This window comes from Hymenobacter terricola, from assembly GCF_017921975.2.
In the GTDB taxonomy this organism is placed as follows: domain Bacteria; phylum Bacteroidota; class Bacteroidia; order Cytophagales; family Hymenobacteraceae; genus Hymenobacter; species Hymenobacter terricola.
The window spans coordinates 302,885-320,175 of the sequence record NZ_JAGEMO020000001.1 but is presented as its reverse complement, the minus strand read 5'-3'; the positions used below and the strand labels follow the sequence as shown (position 1 = coordinate 320,175).

The 17,291-nt window shown below is 60.7% G+C and carries 13 protein-coding genes; 1 reads left to right on the top strand and 12 read right to left on the bottom strand.

The window, feature by feature from the left end:
* Window positions 1-132: 132 nt before the first annotated feature.
* On the bottom strand, window positions 133-1,635 hold the full coding sequence (locus J4G38_RS01165; RefSeq protein WP_210514388.1) for a glycine--tRNA ligase: 1,503 nt from the start codon (window positions 1,633-1,635) through the stop codon (window positions 133-135).
* 174 nt (window positions 1,636-1,809) lie between these two features.
* Here J4G38_RS01165 and J4G38_RS01160 point away from each other — a divergent pair, with 174 nt between their 5' ends.
* The gene (locus J4G38_RS01160; RefSeq protein WP_210514386.1) at window positions 1,810-3,213 is read left to right on the top strand and encodes an inorganic phosphate transporter; all 1,404 of its coding nucleotides are present in this window, start codon (window positions 1,810-1,812) and stop codon (window positions 3,211-3,213) included.
* 185 nt (window positions 3,214-3,398) lie between these two features.
* On the opposite strand, the gene J4G38_RS01155 is transcribed toward J4G38_RS01160, so the two are convergent.
* From J4G38_RS01155 to J4G38_RS01105, 11 genes are all read right to left on the bottom strand, one after another.
* A complete protein-coding gene (locus J4G38_RS01155) occupies window positions 3,399-3,884 on the bottom strand; it encodes a hypothetical protein (protein WP_226163049.1) in 486 nt (161 codons plus the stop codon).
* 115 nt (window positions 3,885-3,999) lie between these two features.
* Window positions 4,000-4,494: a DUF4385 domain-containing protein gene (locus J4G38_RS01150; protein WP_210514384.1), complete on the bottom strand. Its 495-nt coding sequence runs from the start codon at window positions 4,492-4,494 to the stop codon at window positions 4,000-4,002.
* A 964-nt stretch (window positions 4,495-5,458) separates the two neighbouring features.
* Window positions 5,459-7,093 (bottom strand): Ig-like domain-containing protein, encoded by a 1,635-nt coding sequence (locus J4G38_RS01145; RefSeq protein ID WP_210514382.1) that lies wholly within the window; start codon window positions 7,091-7,093, stop codon window positions 5,459-5,461.
* Window positions 7,077-7,382: a hypothetical protein gene (locus J4G38_RS01140; protein WP_210514380.1), complete on the bottom strand. Its 306-nt coding sequence runs from the start codon at window positions 7,380-7,382 to the stop codon at window positions 7,077-7,079. Before J4G38_RS01140 ends, J4G38_RS01145 begins: the two co-directional genes overlap by 17 nt.
* Complete coding sequence (locus J4G38_RS01135; RefSeq protein WP_210514378.1) at window positions 7,382-8,287, bottom strand: class I SAM-dependent methyltransferase; 906 nt, start codon at window positions 8,285-8,287, stop codon at window positions 7,382-7,384. Before J4G38_RS01135 ends, J4G38_RS01140 begins: the two co-directional genes overlap by 1 nt.
* A gap of 482 nt (window positions 8,288-8,769) precedes the next feature.
* Window positions 8,770-10,638: a tRNA uridine-5-carboxymethylaminomethyl(34) synthesis enzyme MnmG gene (gene mnmG / locus J4G38_RS01130; RefSeq protein WP_210514376.1), complete on the bottom strand. Its 1,869-nt coding sequence runs from the start codon at window positions 10,636-10,638 to the stop codon at window positions 8,770-8,772.
* A 212-nt stretch (window positions 10,639-10,850) separates the two neighbouring features.
* Complete coding sequence (locus J4G38_RS01125) at window positions 10,851-11,576, bottom strand: GNAT family N-acetyltransferase (RefSeq protein WP_226163047.1); 726 nt, start codon at window positions 11,574-11,576, stop codon at window positions 10,851-10,853.
* Window positions 11,577-11,688: 112 nt separating this feature from the next.
* Window positions 11,689-12,186, bottom strand: a complete 498-nt coding sequence (gene ybeY, locus J4G38_RS01120) for an rRNA maturation RNase YbeY (protein WP_317198164.1) — start codon at window positions 12,184-12,186, stop codon at window positions 11,689-11,691.
* 5 nt (window positions 12,187-12,191) lie between these two features.
* On the bottom strand, window positions 12,192-12,638 hold the full coding sequence (locus J4G38_RS01115) for an ATP-binding protein (RefSeq protein ID WP_210514375.1): 447 nt from the start codon (window positions 12,636-12,638) through the stop codon (window positions 12,192-12,194).
* 164 nt (window positions 12,639-12,802) lie between these two features.
* Window positions 12,803-16,327 (bottom strand): DUF4175 family protein, encoded by a 3,525-nt coding sequence (locus J4G38_RS01110; protein WP_226163046.1) that lies wholly within the window; start codon window positions 16,325-16,327, stop codon window positions 12,803-12,805.
* A gap of 151 nt (window positions 16,328-16,478) precedes the next feature.
* Complete coding sequence (locus J4G38_RS01105) at window positions 16,479-17,246, bottom strand: exodeoxyribonuclease III (protein WP_210514373.1); 768 nt, start codon at window positions 17,244-17,246, stop codon at window positions 16,479-16,481.
* Between the last annotated feature and the right edge of the window lie 45 nt (window positions 17,247-17,291).

Here is a 17,291-nt window from a genome sequence, read left to right as displayed (position 1 = left end):
GAAAATGAATTATTGATGAAAAATAAAGCCAGGTGACGCGCCAAGCAAAAAGCTTACCGCATCACCTGGCTTCCCAGTTAAAAGTCAGTATAGTGAAACATTTTTCACTATACCGCTGCCAAAGCCGTCAAATCACAGCTTCTCAAAAATGCGCCGGAAGCTCACCGCCTCGCCGATGTAGGCGCGCAGGTCGGCGATGGGCATGCGGGTTTGCTCGCGGGTGTCGCGGTGGCGCACGGTCACGGTGTTGTCCTCCAGGGTCTGGCCGTCCACCACAATGCAGAAGGGCGTGCCGATGAGGTCCTGCCGGGTATAGCGCTTGCCGATGGCGTCGCGCTCCTCCAGCACGAGGCGGAAATCGAAGCGCAGCTCGTCGAAAATCTCCTGGGCTTTTTCGGGCATGCCGTCCTTGCGCACCAGCGGGAAAATGGCGGCCTTGATGGGGGCCACGGCGGGGTGCAGCTTCAGGAACGTGCGGGTTTTGGTCTGTTGGGCCTCGCCCTCCCCTTCCGTGATGGTTTCCTCGGTGAAGGCATTGCTGAGCGTGGCCAGAAACAGGCGGTCGGCGCCCACCGAGGTTTCGACCACGAAGGGCACGTAGTTGCCGTAGGCCTTGCCGGTGGCGGGGTCGAGGTCGTTGTCGAAATACTGCAGCTTCTTGCGGCTCAGGTTCTGGTGCTGCGTCAGGTCGTAGTCGGTGCGGGAGTGAATGCCCTCCATTTCCTTGAAGCCAAAGGGGAATTCGTATTCGATGTCCACGGCGGCATTGGCGTAGAAGGCCAGCTTGTCGTGGTCGTGGAAGCGCAGCTTGGCGGCGGGCAGGCCCAGGGCCTCGTGCCAGCGGCGGCGGGCGGCCTTCCAGGTTTCGTACCAGGCCATTTCGGTGCCGGGGCGAATGAAAAACTGCATTTCCATCTGCTCAAACTCGCGCATCCGGAAGATGAACTGCCGGGCCACAATCTCGTTCCGGAAGGCCTTGCCGATTTGGGCAATGCCGAAGGGGATTTTCATGCGGGCCGATTTCTGCACGTTCAGGAAGTTCACAAAAATGCCCTGAGCCGTTTCGGGGCGCAGGTACACGGGCGGCGCGTCGGCGTCCACCGACGAGCCCTGGGTCGAGAACATCAGGTTGAACTGGCGCACTTCGGTCCACTTGCCGGTGCCGGACACGGGGCACAGAATCTTCTCGTCGAGGATGAGCTGGCGCACGCCGGCCAGGTCGTTTTCCGTGAGCAGGCGGCCCATTTCGGCGGTGAGGGCGGCCCCGCGGGCGGGGTCGCCGGCGCGTTCGTACTCGGCGGCTTTGTCTTCGAGCAGCACGTCGGCACGGTAGCGCTTCTTGCTGTCGAGGTTGTCAATCATGGGGTCGTTGAACCCCGCGACGTGGCCGCTGGCTTCCCAGGTTTGCGGGGCCATAAAAATGGCGGCATCGATGCCCACCACGTTGTCGTGCAGTTGGGTCATCGACTCCCACCACAGGCGCTTGAGGTTGTTTTTCAGCTCCACGCCGTTGGGGCCGTAGTCGTACACGGCCTGCAGGCCGTCGTAGATTTCTGAGGACTGGAACACGAAGCCGTATTCCTTGGCGTGGGCCACAATATCCTTGAGTTGGGTGGTTTCGATTGCTGGGTTCATGCCCACAAAAGTAGGCCGATGCGGCAGAAGCTGAAACATCCCCGTAGAAGGCCCAAAAATCAGTTGCTCACCCAATAGCCGGCCGTGCGTCACAATTCGGTAACATACCCACGCCGGGCCATCTCCCTACCTTTGACGCATGATTCAACTTAAATACCCACCAATTTCCTGTTTATGTTTGGTTTAGAACCTCACGTGCTGCTGCTTCTCGGCGTGTGCCTGCTGGCCGCCTGCGCGTTCGAGTTCGTCAATGGTTTTCACGACACGGCCAACGCCGTGGCCACCGTCATTTACACCAACACGCTGCGCCCCTGGGTGGCGGTGGTGTGGTCGGCATTCTGGAACTTCATCGGCGTGTTTGCCGGCGGCATTGGCGTGGCCATGGGCATTATCTATTTGCTGCCCGTCGAAACGCTGGTCGACCAGAACGTGTACCACGGCATTGCCATGGTGGGCGCGCTCATTCTGGCCGCCATCATCTGGAACATTGGCACCTGGTACTACGGCATTCCGGCCTCCAGCTCGCACGCACTCATTGGCTCCATTCTGGGCGTCGGCATCGCGTTTTCGCTGCTGCCCGGCTCGCAGGGCGCGGCCGTGAACTGGAGCAAAGCCGGCGAAACCGGCATTGCGCTGCTGGTAGGGCCGCTGCTGGGCTTCGCGCTCACCATCGGCATGATGTTCCTGTTCAAGCGTTTCGTGCCCAGCAAAGCTATTTTCAAGGAGCCGCACAAGCGCAAGCCGCCACCGCTTTGGATTCGGCTGCTGCTCATCGTGACCTGCACGCTGGTCAGTTTCTTCCACGGCTCCAATGATGGCCAAAAAGGCGTGGGCCTGATTATGCTGATTCTAATCGGCATTGTGCCCTTCCGGTTTGCCCTCGACGAGAGCAAAAACCCCCTCGACCTGCGCGAGTCGCTGAGCAAAGTCGAATACGTTATCAGCCGCGTGAACCGCGCCGACCTTAGCCCCAACGACCAGAAAAGCCTGGCCGAAATTCAGGTTCAGACCGCCGACCTGGACCGGATTTTCGCCGGCAAAACCAACATCAAAGAACTGCCCCAGCAAACGCGCTTCGAAATCCGCCGCGACGTGCTGCTGCTCTCCAACCGGGCCAAAAAGCTCCTCGCCTCGCCCAACGTGAGCCTGAGTAGCCAGGACCGCAGCATCTACGACGCGGCCACGGCCAACATGAAAACCTTCACCGACTACGCCCCGTGGTGGGTGCTGCTGATGGTGAGCCTCTCGCTGGCCTGCGGCACCATGATTGGCTGGCAGCGCATCGTGAAAACCATCGGCGAGCGCATCGGCAAGGAGCACCTGAGCTACGCGCAGGGCGCCAGCTCGGAGCTCGTGGCGGCGGCCATGATTGGCATCAGCACGCAGTTCGGCCTGCCTTCCTCCACCACGCACGTGCTCACCTCTTCCATCGCCGGCAGCATGGTGGCCAGCCGCGGCGTCAAGAATATCAACCCGAGCATGGTGCGCAACATTGCCCTGGCGTGGGTGCTCACCCTGCCCGTGACCATGGTCCTGTCGGGGCTGCTCTTCCTGCTGTTCCGCGCCGTACTGGGCTAGCAGCCCCGGCTCCCTAAAACACAAAAAAGGCTGTCCTGTGCGGGGCAGCCTTTTTTTGTGAACGATTTTTCCGAAAGCCGGCCCATTCTGGGTTCGGCGTCCAAAAGCCGGAATTACCGGCCCATTGTCAGGCACTTATCCACTTATCCACAGGCAAAATCGCCGGAAATGTGGATAAACCTCGGCTACTTGGGCCATTGCACTTCCATGTCGTCGTTGATGAAGACGCCGAAATTGACGAACTGCAGCTCGCCATCTTCGAAGTATAAGTCAATCATCGACTTCTCGTAGGAGAGGCGCACCGCGCCTTCTTCCATGGTTTCGAGCTCGGGCGTGGGCTGGTTGTGGCGCTGCATGAGGGCCTTCACCTGGTCCACGCTCTGGCCGTGAATGGCCTCGCCGAAGAGGCGCATGCTGGGGTTGTCGGTTTCGATGCAGCTCAGACGGAAGTCGTCTTCGCGGTCAAAATAGAGCGAGAGCAAGTAGTCTTCTTCGTGGTAGTTCCAGGCCTGGTGCTCGAAGTCGTCGTCGTCGTCGGACTCGTCAATTTCCTCGGGCTCGCCGACCAGGGTGCGGACTTCGTCCATGGTGGCGCCGAAGCGCAGCGGGCCCATGCCGGTGCCCAGAATGATTTCGTTTTCCTCGATGCTGGAGGGTTGGGGGGTGCTCATGGGGTTGGGGTGAAGGGTAGTAGGCAAAGGTAGGCAGCGGGCTAGTTGTTCGTTGCTAGTTGTCAGGACTCCTCTCGCTCCGGACGACTGGCAACGAAGAACTGACAACGAAACCCTACTTCCCATACTTTTCCACAAACGCCGCCTTTTGGCGCAGGTATTCGGGGTTGGTTTTGGCCCGGTCCCAGGTGCGCTTGAAAATGGCAGCGGCTTCCACTTTATCCACATCGGGGTGGGGATTACGGGGCAGTTCGGCGCGGCCGTGGGCGCCGCTCTGGCCCTTCTTGTCGGCGGGCACGGGGCCGGCGTATTTTTTGCCGCCCTGATGGTTGGCGTAGCGCCGGGCACGGGTGAAGCCCATCTGGATGAATTTCCGGGCCATGTCGGCGCCCACAAAATCGTGGGCCTTCAAATACGCCTCAAACAGCCCGTAAATGGCCTCCGACGACTCGGTGGCCGCCGCCGCGTCTTTGAAGCGCCAGAGGGGCAGGATTTCGCCTTTGTAGGGCTGCACCAGCAGCACGCCCTGCTCACCCCGGCCCACCCGGTAGAGCTCGGGGTGCTGGCGAAAATCGAGGGTGACGAAATCGAGGGCGTAGTCGAACGGCATTGAGGACAGAAAAACCGGCTTGGGAAAACCGCTTCTACGCATTTCCGGAACAACCGGTAGCCGGCTTTTTTGAAGCGCGCTTTCCCAGCTGAGCGAAACGAAATCCCAAAATGCTTTCCCTAAGACAAAACCCTTGAGCCAAGACAAAACCCTTGAGCCGGGTTTTCCCCAGTTTTAATTTTTGATTAAATTTTTTTCTAAAAAACCTTTCTTGTTTCCACTCATTAGGTCGGTTGATAAGTGGATAAGCGCCGGGGGTTATCCCCAGCGTGGAAAACGTGGGGGTAAGCAAGGCCTTATCCACCCGCTATCCACCGGTATTGTGGAAAACAAAAAGCTGTTTATTAGAAAGTTGTATGATTTTTCAACATGTCCACCGGGTTTCCACATTTTTCTTTTCCCCCAGAAAGTGAGTATGTGGGAAGGCGTTTTGTGAGGGGAAAGTTATCCACGGTTATCCCCCGCTGCTTTCCCCTGTAGAAACGGGGGATTTGCCAAAAAAACTTCTACCCCACTTATCCCCGTTGGTCCGGTGTGTTTCCCCCAGGTTATCCCCGAAATCATCCCCACTGCTAAATCGATGTGGAAAACCCCGTGGAAAACCGGGGGATTACTCTAAAAAACCGCTCTCAGTAACTGGAAAAAGAGTTTAGTTATCCACTATTGTGGAAAATCGGGGGCTGTTCTGAGTGGTTTTGAGATGGTCGGAGGTGGGGCCGCTGCTGGAAGCACCAGCGCGCCCGTTGGGCAATTCGGAACGGCGGAAGTGCTGTTTTTGGCGGGGCTGCAGTAACACGGAGTAGCCGAAAGCGTGAGAAACAGGCCAGCCCTGACCGTCTGTAGCGGGTGCATGCGCAGATGGCAACACTCCCTTGCTGAGTTTGGGCAAAGCCAAACCGGCAATCCTACGCTTTGCGCTGGTCGGGCATGGTGCAGTGGGATTGCCGGCTGGCGGCGCTTAGAGTTAGAACTTCAGCGCCTCCACGATATCGAACCCGGCGCGGACTTGCTGGGGCCTGGGGTCGAGGTACACGGGTTCGGGCGGCAGCAGCAGGTTGGGGTCGCCGCCGCGCCAGTGGCCGTCGCCGTCGGCATCAATCAATACGCGCAGGTGGTAAGTGCCGGGGGCCATGTCCGAGAACAGGTACGTGCCTTTGGGCGAGGCCAGGCTGGCCACTACTTCAAGCCTGTCGTTGAGCAATTGCAGCTCGAAATTCTTCTCATTGGTGGTAATGGTGCCCGAGAGGCTGGTCGAAACGTCCTGCTCGCTGATGCCGAGGCGCAGGGTTTTCAGGCGCAGGTTCTGGCCGGTGATGGCGATGATGGCCGCGCTGTCGAGCAGGATTTCGAGCCGGGTTTTGGCCTTGGAGTTGAAACGCACGGCCAGTTGGGTGCGGTCGGGGCTGAGGGTGCCGTCGGCGGGCAGGCGCAGGGGGCGGCGCCTGGTCGAGTCCTCGATGAGGGTGCCAAAGGGCCGGTCTTTGGCCACGCGCACCGGCACGACAAACTGGAATTTCACCTGGCCTTCGCGGTATACCTGGCGCGGGGCATTTTCTACGGAGTACAGGGCCGGCGGCAACACCTTTTTGGCCGTGGCCGGCGGCACCGGGAATTTTACTTGCAGGGTATCGTGGCCGATGTTGCCGGTGCTGTCGGCCGTGGTGAGGAGGTAGCGGCCATCGCCCACGTCCGGCGTTTTGAAGATGGCCACGGTGCGGCCCCGGTCGGCCAGCTGCAGGGCTTCGGCCACCGCAGCCGCGTTTGCGGTGGTGCCGAGCGGGGCCAGGGCCGCCGTGCGCAGGCCTTCGTTGAAGCTAAAACGGAGCTGCGTGGGGCTAAGCTGCCGGTTGTTGAGGAAGGGGGCGCGCCGGTCGGGCTGGGTGAGCACAAGCGCAATGGGCGCGCCGGAAGTGCCGGCAATGGTGATGGGCGCGGGCAGGTAGGCGATTTTTTCGCCATCGTCGTAGTGGCCGTTGTTATTCTTGTCGGTCACAGCGTAAATCTTGTACGGGCCGGTCTTGAGAAAGCTCAGGCTGAATTTGCCGGCCTTGTCGGTGAGGACGGTATAGTAGGGGCGGCCCCGGCGCACGCCGGCGGTATCGGCCTCGCGGTAGAGCCCGACGCTGGCTTCAGCAATGGGTTTGGCCGTGAGCACATCGGTAACGGTACCGCTCACCTTACCAGAGTCGAGCACGGCGCCGGTGCTGAAGTTCAACACCGCGTTTTTGGCGGGCAGAGCCTCGGTGATGTCCACTACGCCATCCCGGAAATTGAAGCTGTAGGTGGTGTTTGCGTCCAGTGGCTTTTCGAAAAGCAGGGTGATGGAGTTGCGGTCTTCGCGCAGCTTGTAGGGGTTGTCGGCCGGGAGCTGGGGCGTAACGAGCAGGTTTTTGCTCAGCTCTTTAGTGATGACGGGCTCCGAAAAATTGAGGCGAATAAACTGCTGCTTCACGTTGCGGGCCGCGCTATCGGGCGAGCTGCTGATGCGGCGTGGGGGCGTGCGGTCGCGCGGGCCGCCCAGGGGCGGGGCCACGGCGGCGCAGCTTTCAAGCAAGGCAACCAGCGCCAGCAAAGCCAGCAGTTCAGCGCGAACGGACATTATACAACAACAACGTGGTGAGAGTAAGCACAACAATAACTGCCCCGATGCGCAGCCCCGTGCGGCGCGTCACGGCCGTGGTCGGCTCGGTGGAGTTAACGACCACAACGTGCCGGGCGGTATCGACCACAAAGGTCGGCGGCGGAGTTTTTACCGAATCGGGCCGGGGCGAAGCTACGGGGGCAGCCGGCGATGCGGCCGGCACGGGCACCGTCTGGGCGCGGGCGGCCGGCAGCAAACACGCCGTCATGGCCAGGCCCCACCCCCACCGGCGCACCACCCGCCGCATCAGGCCGCCGGAGTACGCCGGCCGGCCACGTACAGCAGGCTCGAATACTGGCCTTCGTGCTCCTCGGCGTATTGGTTGGACTTGTAGCCGGCCTTGAGCACGGTGAGCAGGCCGCCGGCGCGCTCGGCCTTGTGCTTCTCGCTGAGCATGCTCACGTAGTAGGCATCGAGCGGCATGGGCAGGGTCTGGCTGATGGTGAGCTTGTGCTTTTTGAGTAGCTGAGCCATGGTTTTGGGCGCAAAGTGGTAGAGGTGCCGGGGCACGTCATAAGCCGCCCACAGCTCGCGGTAGTGCTGGGCGTCGAGGCTTTCCACGTTGGGCACGGCAATGAGGATGACGCCATCGGGCTTGAGCAAAGCCGTGAGCTGGGCCAGGGTTTCGTTGAGCGTGTGCACGTGCTCCAGCACGTGCCACAGCGTGATGGCATCGAACGTACCCGGCTGAAACGAGGCCAGCCTCTCCTGCCCAATGGTCTGGCCCAGGCGCTGGCTGGCTTCCTCACGGGCGCGGGCGTTGGGCTCCAGGCCCGCCACCTGCCAGCCCGCCGATTTGGCAGCGGCCAGAAAATGCCCCGTTCCGCAGCCATAATCCAGCAGCTTGCCCCGGCGCGGCGCCAGCTTGTTCAGCAGGCCCACCTTGCGGCGCATCGTGAAAAACCGGGCCACTTTGTAGGCCTGATTCACGAAGCCCTGAGCCCCGCTGTTGTGCGACACGTAGGCATCCGACTCGTAATATTTGCCGATTTCGGCCTCGTTCGGCCGCGGGTTGGTGAACTGGAAGCTGCACGCCGCGCACTGCACAATGGCAAAACTCTCGTGGCTCACCGTGCGGTCTTCCACCACCAGCTTGTTCTTGAAGTCGGTTTTGCCGCAAACCGGGCAATTATCAATTCGTTCGTAGGACACGGATACTTCTAAAGGCAAAAGCCGGCCGACACAGGTGCGACGCGGTGTATTGGGTAGCCGGGCAAAGTTCGTAAGATTTTGGCAGGAACGCAGTCAGGCTGTTGTTGATGCTATCGGGCTTCTATACGAGCAGCCTCAGCTGGGCCCGGGTCGCCCATGGAGCCCATCATAATGATGCTAGTGGCTACCCATAAGACTATACTTGCGCCCAAGCCCAACCCGCATATTAGCAGCCATCCCAAGGCTGGCCTCCAAAGCTTACGCACCAAGTTGCGAAGCGTCATAAACAAGCCCACAATAAACCCGAGCAGCAACCCCAGCGCGGAAAACCGCCAAATGAGGAGTACCTTTTCGAAGTACTCTGCGCTATCGAACAGTTTGGGATACAGAAATTGAAATAGCAGCAAGCCAACTACTCCAGCTCCGGCGGCAAGCTCTAATAGCAAAAAGTAGCGTTTACGTAGCACCACACAAACACTCTCCTACCGCCCAAGGTACACCATCAGCACCGACACGTCAGCGGGCGAGATGCCGCTGATGCGCGAGGCCTGGCCAATGGTTTCGGGCTGAATCTTGAGCAGCTTTTCGCGGGCCTCGTGGCTGAGGGCAGGCATGGCCCGGTAGTCGAGCCGGCCCTGAATCACGAAGTTTTCCAACTCCTGCTGCCGGGCCGCCTGCTGGTTTTCCTTCTGCAAATACGTTTCGTACTTGATGTTGATGATGGCCTGCTCCAGGGCTTCCGCGTCGTAAGCGACCAGGGCTTCGTCAAGGGCGGACAGGGCGCGGCGCAGGTCAGCCAGCTCCACGTTGGGCCGGCGCAGCAGGTTCACGGCGCGGGTTTTTTCGTGGATTTCGGCCGAGCCCAGCTCCACCAGCAGCGGGTTGATTTCGGCGATTTCGATGGCAAATTTCTGGAGCAGCTCGGCGATTTCAGCCGTTTGCCCTTCCTTCATGCGAACTCGCTCCAGCCGCTCATCCGAAGCCAGGCCCAGCTCGTGGCCCAGCGGCGTAAGGCGCAAATCGGCGTTGTCCTGGCGCAGCAGAATGCGGTGCTCGGCGCGGCTCGTGAACATGCGGTAGGGCTCGTCGGTGCCCTTGTTCACCAGGTCATCAATGAGCACGCCGATGTACGCCTCGCTCCTTTTGAGCACGAAAGGCGCCTTGCCGTGCACCTTGTTGTGCGCGTTGATGCCCGCCATCAGGCCCTGGCAGGCGGCTTCCTCGTAGCCCGTGGTGCCGTTGATTTGACCCGCGAAATAGAGGCCTGCAATCAGCTTGGTTTCGAGTGTGAGCGCCAGCTGCGTGGGCGGGAAAAAGTCGTACTCGATGGCGTAGCCGGGGCGGAACATCTTCGCATTCTCAAAGCCCGCGATTTCGCGCAGGGCGCGGTACTGCACGTCCTCCGGCAGCGAGCTGCTGAAGCCGTTTACGTAGCATTCCACGGTGCTCCAGCCCTCGGGCTCCACAAAAATCTGGTGCCGGTCCTTGTCGGCGAAACGGTTGATTTTGTCCTCCACGCTGGGGCAGTAGCGCGGCCCCAGGCCCTTGATGCGGCCCTGGAACATGGGCGACTTCTCGAACCCCTCGCGCAGGATGTTGTGCACCCGCTCGTTGGTGTAGGTGATGTAGCAGGGGCGCTGCTGGGTGAGGCGCGGCGTGTCGAGGTAGGAGAATTTGCTGGGCACCTCGTCACCGCCCTGTACCTCCATTTTGGCGTAGTCGAGGCTGCGGCCGTCCACGCGGGGCGGGGTGCCGGTTTTCATGCGCCCGGCCTCAAAACCCAGCTCCAGCAATTGCTCGGTAATGCCGCGGCTGCCCTTCTCGGCCGCCCGGCCGCCACCAAAATTTTTCTCGCCGATGTGGATGAGGCCGTTCAGGAACGTGCCGTTCGTGAGCACCACGGACTTGCCCCGGAACTCGATGCCGAGAGCCGTTTTCACGCCTACCACGGTGTCGTTTTCCACCACCACGCCGGTCACGGCTTCCTGCCAGAAATCCACGTTGGCGATGCCTTCCAGGGTCAGGCGCCAGGCTTCGGCGAAGCGCATGCGGTCGCTCTGGGCGCGCGGGCTCCACATGGCGGGGCCTTTGGAGCGGTTCAGCATCCGGAACTGAATCATGGTCTGGTCGGTGATGATGCCCGACTGGCCGCCCAGCGCGTCGATTTCGCGCACAATCTGGCCCTTGGCCACGCCGCCCATGGCTGGGTTGCACGACATCTGGGCGATGGTGTTCATGTTCATCGTCACCAGCAGCACTTTCGAGCCGAGGTTGGCGGCAGCGGCGGCGGCCTCGCAGCCCGCGTGGCCCGCGCCCACTACAATGACGTCGTATTCGGAGGTTTGAAACATAATGGTAGGAACGCGCCACGGCGCGTTCAGTAGGCCGCGCCAATGCGACGAATAATAACAAATGGAATCGTGTAACGCCGAACGCGCCATGGCGCGTTCCTACAAAATTACGCAATCAAAAACCCGCAGCCAGTTTCACGTGAAACGAGTTGCGGGTTTCAGAATTTGGGTTAAGCAAAGCCGTAGCACTGGCCAGCGGACGCTTCGACGGTTTATTCAGCCACGCCACTCAGGTCCTCCGGCAGCCAATCGGCCAGCAGTTCGGACGAGTGAGCGGCCACGGCCTCCCAGGAAAAGGACTGCCATTGGCCACCAATGCTGTCGAACACCTCAGTGGCCGCCAGGCTGGGGTAGAGCTTGTAGTCGAACTTGGGGTAGTCGTACACCAGGTAGCCGGGGTAATAATAATCGAGTTCGAGGCGGCGGGCGTGGTCGGTTTTCAGCAGCATCAGGTACTTGCCGAGGCTGTGTTTGCGGTAGGCCGGGTCGTAGAAATTCAGGATGCCCGCCAGGCTACGTTGGCCGAGGTCGAAAATGCCGGCGGCTATCAAGCGTCCCCCATCGCGCAGCTCGATGCTGAAGGTGTTGAACACGTTGTGCGCCGCCCCGCCCAGCAGCACGGCGTCCACGGTGGGGGCGGCGTCGAAGGTGATGGCTGCCCGGTAGCGGAAGTACAGCGCCTCGTATTCGGGGGTGAGGCGAAACGGCCGGACGGTGGTGGAAAAGCGGGAGTTGAGCCGCAACAGCCGGCGCTGCTCGGGCCCCCACTGCACACGCGCCAGGTTCAAACGCAGCCAATGGGCGGAGTACAGGCGCCCATCGAAGGGCACGAACTGGCAGGTGAACAGGTCCTGCTGCATTCGGTAATAGCCCTGGCTAAGGTAAAAATCCAGGGCTTCGCCCCGAATAATGGGGAGCTCAGGTGAAGAGGCAGACATAAAACACGGTTGGGCAACGGCGGCGCAATTCCAGCGGCCGGCCAGGTTCGTCCACGCCAACGCCCGCAAGAAGCGGGCGTTGGTCGGTTTCAGAAGGAAACAGGTAAGCGCCTCAGAACGTGCGCAGCGCCAGACAATAGTCTTCCTTGGCGCGCATGGCCGTCTGGCTCAGCAAGTCCTTGTCGTGGTAGCCCAGCAGGTGCAGCACGCCGTGAATCATGACGCGGTGCAGCTCGTCGCGGAAGCTGATGCTCAGGTCCTGGGCATTGTCGCGCACGCGGTCCACGCTGATGAAAATGTCGCCTTCCAGTATGTCAGCGTCATCAGAATTGTCGAACGTGATGACGTCGGTGAGCGTGTCGTGGCCGAGGTATTCGACGTTGAGCTGGTGCAGGTAGTCGTCGGAGCAGAAGATGTAGGTGAGCTGCACGATGCGGTGCTCGTGCACCTTGGCCACGCGCTCCACCCACTCCAGAATGCCCTCGGCTTCGGACAGCTCGAACTCGGGCACGTCTTCCACCATGAATTCGATGCCGGGGGCTTCGTGGTGCAGCTCGCCGGGCGGGAAGTTTTCGTGGTGGGGCGGGCCCATCGGCGGGGTGCTCATCATAGCAATTAAGCGGCGATGTGGCCGGCAGTCGAGGTTTCGTCGGCGGGTGCGGGCGCTAGCTGAAAGGTGAGCAGCACGCGGCGGCCTTCCTTGCTGAACTCGACTTCATCGGCCAGGTGGCGAATGAGGAAAATGCCCCGGCCGCCCGGATTCTCCAGGTTTTCGGGCGCCGTGGGGTCGTCCAGGTTGTCGTAATTGAAGCCCATGCCCTCGTCCTCAATCTCAAATTTGAGCTGCTGAGGCTCTACGTAGAGCGACAGGTAGACATTCTTGTCCTTGTCGAACTTGTTGCCGTGACGGATGGCATTGTTCACCGCTTCGGTCACGGCAACCATGATGTTGCCGTAGATATCGTCTTCAATTTGAAAAGTATCCTTGGAGTTATCGATGAAACTCTCAACCACGCGGATGTTCTCAACGAGCGACGGAATCTGAATTTTTACCTGCTTCATAAGGCGGTTTAATAGGAAGGACGGCGGCGGGTTAGGGGCGGCAAAAATAGTGTTTTAACGGCAAAGCACCACCATAATTTATGTCGCTCGCAAGCGCTTGTTTCCGACAGAACAGTAATTGGTTAACGAAACTGCAGCCAGTTTGGATGGGTTATGGGGTACCGTTATTTATTTTTCTGAAAGTACTCACCCACTTCGCGTTGATAATACGGAGTCAGGGTTGGGGGAGTACTACGTAGCAATTCGGTCTGGCGTTCTTTGCTGACCTTGTATTTGTCGAAAGCCGGCGGGAAAACCGGGGGTTTAGTCTGGGCGGCCTGGGCCTCGCGCTTGGTGTCCTGGTCGCGCTCGCGGGCCGATTTTTCCACTTCCAGCAGGCGGGTCAGAATTTGCTGCTGGCGCATGATGGTTTCCTCGGTGAGGCGTTTGTTCACGAGGTCGGTTTCGGTTTGCTCCATCATTTTTTTGATGTCGCCGGTGCCGCCCCCGCCCTGTTCGCCTTTGCCGTCCTTGCCATTGGCGCCGCCTTCCTGGCCTTCTTTGCCACCTTCCTTTCCGTCTTTGCCCTGGCCGGCTTGCGAGCCGCCGGGCTTGCCGCCCTGCTGCAGTTTGTCGAGCTGCTGCATGGCCTGGCGCAGCATCTGCTGCTGGCCGGCCAGCTTGGCCAGCTCCTGCGACATGGCCCGGCCGGTTTTGCCACTCTTGGAAAGCTGCTGAATCTGCTCGTTGAGCTGCTGCTGCATCTTGCCCATGCTGCCGGGGCCGGGCTTGCTGCCCTGGCCCTGGCCTTTGCCCTTCCCCTTTTTCTTGCCGGGCTTGCCCTGGCCGTCTTTGGGGGCGCCTTTGCCTTCCTGCTGCTCCTGCTGCATCTGGTTGAGCGAGCTTTGGAGCATCAGGGCGAGGTTGTTCATGCTGGTCATGGCCTGCTGCTCGGTGGCGGTGGCGCGGCCCAGGTCGCGCTGCTGAATGTGGGTGAGCGACTCGTCCATGCGGCCGTTCATCTCGCCCACCTCGCGGGTCACGAAGCTCTGGATTTTGGGCTCTTTCTTGGCCAACGCATACAGCGAGTCCTGAATAATCTTGGCGTCGTCGCGCAGCTTGCGCTGGGTCTGGCCCAGCTGCACGAAGCGCGGGTCCGATTGGTCCACCTTGCGGAAATCCTTCATCAGGCCTTCCTGGTCGAAGCTGAGGGTGAGCAGGTTGTCCAGGATATCGCGCAGGTCGTCGATGTTCTGCTGGGCCTGGTCGCTCTCCTCCTCGCTCATCTGGTCGCGCATTTTCTTGGCCATCTGCTTCATGCGCGAGGCGGCGCTTTTCTGCTTGCTGGCGGCCTTTTTGTTTTGGTTTTTGCCCAGGTTCTGCTGGCTTTCCTGCATGTCCTGGTCGGTCTGCTCCTGCTCGGGCTTCTGCTCGTCCATGCCGTTCTGGTCGCCTAGCTCCTTGTCCATCTGCTTCAGCTCCTGAAGCTCTTTTTTCAGGTCTTCGAAGTCTTGCCGGTTGTTGGCCTGCTCCTGTTTCAGCTGTTCCTGCTTAGCTTTTTGCTCCTGGTTTGAGGCTTTGTTGTCGGGGTTCTCCTTGTCGTTCTGCTCGGTTTTCTCGGCCAGCTTATCTTCCTGTTTGGCCAGTTCATCCAGCTTGTTGGCGGTTTCCTCAGCCTTCTGCTCCAGCTGCATCTGCTTGAACATTTCGAGGGCGCGGTCCAGCTCCTTTTGTAGGGTGTCTTCCTTGTTTTCGAGCTGCTGAAGCAGCTTTTGCATCTCGGCATCGGGCTGTTTCTGCTGTTCCAGCAGCTTCTGGAGCTTGTCGTAAAGCTTCTTGGTTTCGGGGTCGAGCAGGTCGGCCATCAGCTTTTTCAGCTCCTCGGCCTTCTTCGCCAGCTCTTCGCTTTTGGGGCTGAGCTGGTCCTGCTTCTGCTGGAGCTGCTCAAACATCTTCTGCATCTGCTCCATCTGCTGGTTCATTTGCTCCTTCTGGTCGAGCATATTTTCCAGCTGCTTGCGGTCCTGAAAGCTCAGGTCGCGCTTGGTTTTGAGCTTGTCCTGGGTTTTGGCCAGCTCGCGCTCCAGCTTCTCGCTTTGCTTGGCGGCCTGGCTCATCTGGCTGGCCACGGACTGCGCCTGGGCCTGCATTTCCTGGCGCAATTCGCGCCGGCTGGGCAGGCGAAACTCGGCCGGCCGCGTGCGCGTGGCCTTGGGGCCGTGCACGCCGTCGTTGTCCCAAGCCTCCACAAAGTATTCGAGCCGGTCGCCGGGCTGCAGGTTCAGGCCATTGAGATTCCAGGTGTAGGCGTAAGTGCCGGCGCTCTCACTGGGCAAAGCCAGCGGCGTAGCGCCTTGCCGGCTCGGAGTCGCATTTGGCCCCTGCCCGGCGCGGCGCAGGGCATAATGCAGCTCCAGGCGGGTCAGCCCATAATCATCGCGCACGGTGCCGCCCAGGGCCAGGAAGCGCCGCGTCACCGTGTCCGAAAAGGCCTCCAGCGTGAGCGAGGGTGGCAAATCCGCCACGGCCGTGAGCTGGTAGGAAATGGGGTCGCGGTTCAGGCTGGCCGGGTTTTTCAGGCGCAGCAAATACGGCTGCGAGCGCAGCACCCGGCGCGTGGCCACGAAGGTTCCATCGTCGCCACTGGCCACCAGCGTCTCATCAGGGTTCTGGAATACGAGGGCCAGCTCGTCGGTAGCGGCCGTGGCAAACTCCCAGCGCACGGTGCTGCCCTCGGGCACCGTCAGGTTGCCGCCGTTCTCGATGGTTTCGGCCGGCTTGCCGGTGTAGGCCGGGTAGGTGACGTTGACCTTGAAATCGCGCAAATTGGGCCGTTCCAATACCGTCAATTGATATTCGGGTGAATTGAACCCGGCCCCCTTCAGCTGGAAAGCGACGTCGCCCTGCGGCTGCTCAAACGTGTAGCGGAACAGGTCGCCGTGCCCGGCCACTTTGCTCAGCCGCCGCTCGCCACCGTTGTAGTCGATGCTGACATCGGCCGGCAGGGCCGCGCCCGCCACGCCCACATCCAAGGTAAAATCTTCGCCCCGGAAAGCCGTCAGCTTAGGGTTCTTAATCAAAAACTGAAACGGCGCGGGCGGCGAATACGCCCGCCGGTAGTGCCAGATTCGCTCGGTGCCCTGCACCAGAAAGCTGGGGTAAAAAGCCAGCAGCGCCAGCAGCACCGCCACCGGAATGGCCGCGTATTTCCACAACGGCCGGTTCTGCTGCTGAATGTTGATGCCCTCGGCAAACGAAAACTTGCCCAGCTGCGCAGCCCGTTGCTCCAGGCTGGCGGCAATCAGGGCATTGTGCCGTGCCTGGCCCTGCAGCTGCAGGGCGTTCAACAGCCGGTCCTGCACTTCCGGGAACAGCTCCCCTACCCTACGCGCCGCCTGCTCATCACTCAGCAGCCGACGCAGGTTGGTGAGGGCCGCCAGCGGCTGCCAAATCCAGCGGGCAAAACTGTAAACCGTGAGGCCCATGAACCCAAACAGCAGCCCACCCCGCACCACCGTGGGCAGGTACAGGAAGTATTCGAGCCCGTTGAACACGACAAAAAAGGTGAGCAGCAGCCCACCGGCCACCAGCCCGCCCCGCACCAGCAGGTTCAGGTAAAACTTGCGCTTGAAGGCTTCCAGCTCCGTTCGTACCCGCGCCAGGGCGGGGTACTCGGCCGCCGCCGCATCGCGCTCCATCAGCATCGCCATAAATCAGGTCTTAGTCGGGAAAGATACATCAGGATGCGGTGCTTGGTTCAGCAGGGTAGGAACGCGCCACGGCACGTTCGGCGTGGGAGGCATATCCGGCCAGGCATTGCCGCAATTGCCGTTCTCGCACCGAACGCGCCGTGGCGCGTTCCTACTGCACTTCCACCCAGGCCGGGCAATGGTCCGAATGCACCACGTTGGGCAACAGACCCGCGCCGGCCAGTCGCGGTTGCAGCGCGGCGTCGGCCAGCCAATGGTCGAGGCGCCAGCCCACGTTGCGGCCGCGCGAGCCGGCCCGGTAGCTCCACCAGGAGTAGTGCCCGGTGGCCTCGCCGTGGTGGTGCCGGAAGGTATCCACCAGTCCATCGGCCAGAAAATCCTTGAACCACTGCCGTTCCTCCAGCGTGTAGCCGGGGCTGTTCTGATTGGCCTTGGGGTTGTGCAGGTCGATGGCCGTCTGGCAGCAGTTGAAGTCGCCACCAATGAGCAGCGGCGGCGTGGTTCCGGCCCGCAGCCCGGCCACGTAATCGCGGAAAAAGTGCAGCCATTCTATCTTGAAAGCCTGCCGCTCCGGCCCGCTCGTGCCCGAGGGCATGTAGGTGTTCAGCACCGACACGTTATCGAAATCGAGCCGCAGCACCCGGCCTTCGTCGTCGTAACAGCTCTGGCCGCAGCCGTGGATGACGGCGGTGGGCTCAATTTTCGAGAACGTGGCCACGCCGCTGTAGCCGGGCTTTTGGGCCGGGTGCAGGTAGGCGTGGTAGCCCAGCTTTTCAAAACCCGACACATCCATCGCCTCCCGGCTGGCCTTGATTTCCTGGAGGCACAGCACGTCGGGTGCGGCTTCGGCCACCCAGTCCAGCAGGCCCTTGCTTAGGGCCGAGCGCAGGCCATTCACGTTGTAAGAAACGATTTTCATTGAGTTGATATGGGGAATTCAGGTCGTCAGGTCGAGCGCAGCTGA